3 protein-coding genes are annotated in these 1,855 nt (G+C 58.1%); all 3 read left to right on the top strand.

Going from position 1 to position 1,855, the window contains the following annotated elements:
- A partial coding sequence (gene dnaJ / locus VF672_RS00570) for a molecular chaperone DnaJ (protein ID WP_331100296.1) occupies positions 1-628 on the top strand: 628 nt, incomplete at its 5' end.
- A gap of 22 nt (positions 629-650) precedes the next feature.
- On the top strand, positions 651-1,454 hold the full coding sequence (dapB, locus tag VF672_RS00565) for a 4-hydroxy-tetrahydrodipicolinate reductase (RefSeq protein WP_331100294.1): 804 nt from the start codon (positions 651-653) through the stop codon (positions 1,452-1,454).
- A gap of 275 nt (positions 1,455-1,729) precedes the next feature.
- A partial coding sequence (locus tag VF672_RS00560) for a carbamoyl-phosphate synthase domain-containing protein (protein ID WP_331100298.1) occupies positions 1,730-1,855 on the top strand: 126 nt, incomplete at its 3' end.

Raw genomic sequence — 1,855 nt, 5'->3', positions numbered from 1 at the left:
CGGCGGTATTGGTCAGGTGCGCATGCAGCAGGGGTTCTTCTCCGTGCAGCAGACCTGCCCGCGCTGCCATGGTCATGGCAAGGTCATTTCCGATCCGTGCGATTCCTGTCATGGCGAAGGCCGTGTCGAGGAATACAAGACCCTGTCCGTGAAAGTGCCGCCAGGCGTTGATACCGGTGATCGCATCCGTCTATCCGGCGAAGGCGAAGCGGGTGCTCAAGGCGGTCCGACCGGCGACCTGTATGTCGTGATCAACGTGCGTGAGCACGCGATATTCCAGCGTGACGGCAAGCATCTGTACTGCGAAGTGCCGATCAGTTTCACCGACGCCGCCTTGGGTGGTGAGCTGGAAGTGCCGACGCTGGATGGTCGGGTCAAGCTGAAGATTCCTGAAGGTACCCAGACCGGCAAGCAGTTCCGTCTGCGGGGCAAAGGTGTTGCTCCGGTTCGGGGTGGCGGAGCGGGCGATCTGATGTGTCGTGTCGCGGTCGAAACTCCGGTCAATCTGGGTCGTCGTCAGCGCGAATTGCTCGAAGAGTTCCGCGCAACGCTCGAAGGTGACAGCTCTCATTCGCCTAAAGCCACTGGTTGGTTTGATGGTGTAAAGCGTTTCTTCGGTGATCTGTAAGGGCTTTTAACGGGAGCAGGGCATGCGACGTATAGCTGTGATGGGCGCCGCCGGGCGCATGGGCAAAATTCTGATCGAGGCCGTTCAGCAGGCACCAGGTGCTGGACTGACTGCCGCCATTGATCGTCCTGACAGCACGCTGGTGGGTGCCGATGCAGGCGAACTGGCTGCATTGGGTCGTATCGGTGTCCCGTTGTCGGGTGACCTGGCCAAAGTCGTGGACGAATTCGACGTACTGATCGATTTCACTCATCCGTCTGTGACACTGAAGAATCTGGCTTTCTGCCGCAAGGCTGGTAAAGCCATGATCATTGGTACCACGGGTTTCAGCGCGGAAGAGAAGCAGCGTCTAGCCGAGGCGGGCAAAGACATCCCGATTGTATTTGCGGCGAATTTCAGCGTGGGTGTGAACCTCTGCCTGAAACTGCTGGATACCGCTGCTCGTGTTCTCGGCGATGATGTGGATATCGAAATCATCGAAGCGCACCACCGGCACAAGGTCGATGCGCCGTCCGGGACCGCGCTGCGCATGGGTGAAGTGGTGGCCAATGCCCTGGGGCGCGACCTTGAAAAGGTCGCGGTCTACGGCAGGGAAGGGCAGACCGGCGCGCGGGATCGCCAGAGCATCGGCTTCGCGACCATCCGCGCCGGCGATATAGTCGGTGATCACACCGTGCTGTTCGCCGCCGATGGTGAGCGCGTCGAGATCACCCACAAGGCATCGAGCCGCATGACCTTCGCCAAAGGCGCTGTTCGGGCTGCTCTGTGGCTTGAGGGGCGCGAGCCTGGCTTGTACGACATGCAGGACGTGCTGGACCTGCGTTGATCGTTCTGATCACGCAATCGAGGGTCAAAATTCGCCATAAGCGTGAGTTTTGACCCTGTTTTACCCCCGTCGATGGAACTTCTGTCGCATTCCCCCGTCTTTTCGCCTCATTGCCGGTAGACCAAAACAGGCCTTTTCTGTAAGCTACAGCTTTAGTGTGTCCACTAAAAGCGCGCAGATGATTCAATAAGAAAGCGGGGTGACGTGTCTATACGTCATTCCGCTTTTTTGCAAACTGCGAACGCCCTTTCAGGCTTTAATTACGGGAGGTCTTCTTGACTAAGCCAGCCATACTCGCCCTTGCTGATGGCAGCATTTTTCGCGGCGAAGCCATTGGAGCCGACGGTCAAACCGTTGGTGAGGTAGTGTTTAACACTGCCATGACCGGCTATCAGGAAATC

It is taken from the genome of Pseudomonas sp. (genome assembly GCF_036387035.1).
In the GTDB taxonomy this organism is placed as follows: domain Bacteria; phylum Pseudomonadota; class Gammaproteobacteria; order Pseudomonadales; family Pseudomonadaceae; genus Aquipseudomonas.
Note: the sequence above shows the minus strand (reverse complement) of the source record. Positions and strands in the feature narration are given on the sequence as shown.

Bases quoted from the DNA above. Each gene is read 5' to 3' on its own strand.
- dapB (WP_331100294.1), top strand. From the start codon at position 651: ATGCGACGTATAGCTGTGATGGGCGCCGCCGGGCGCATGGGCAAAATT.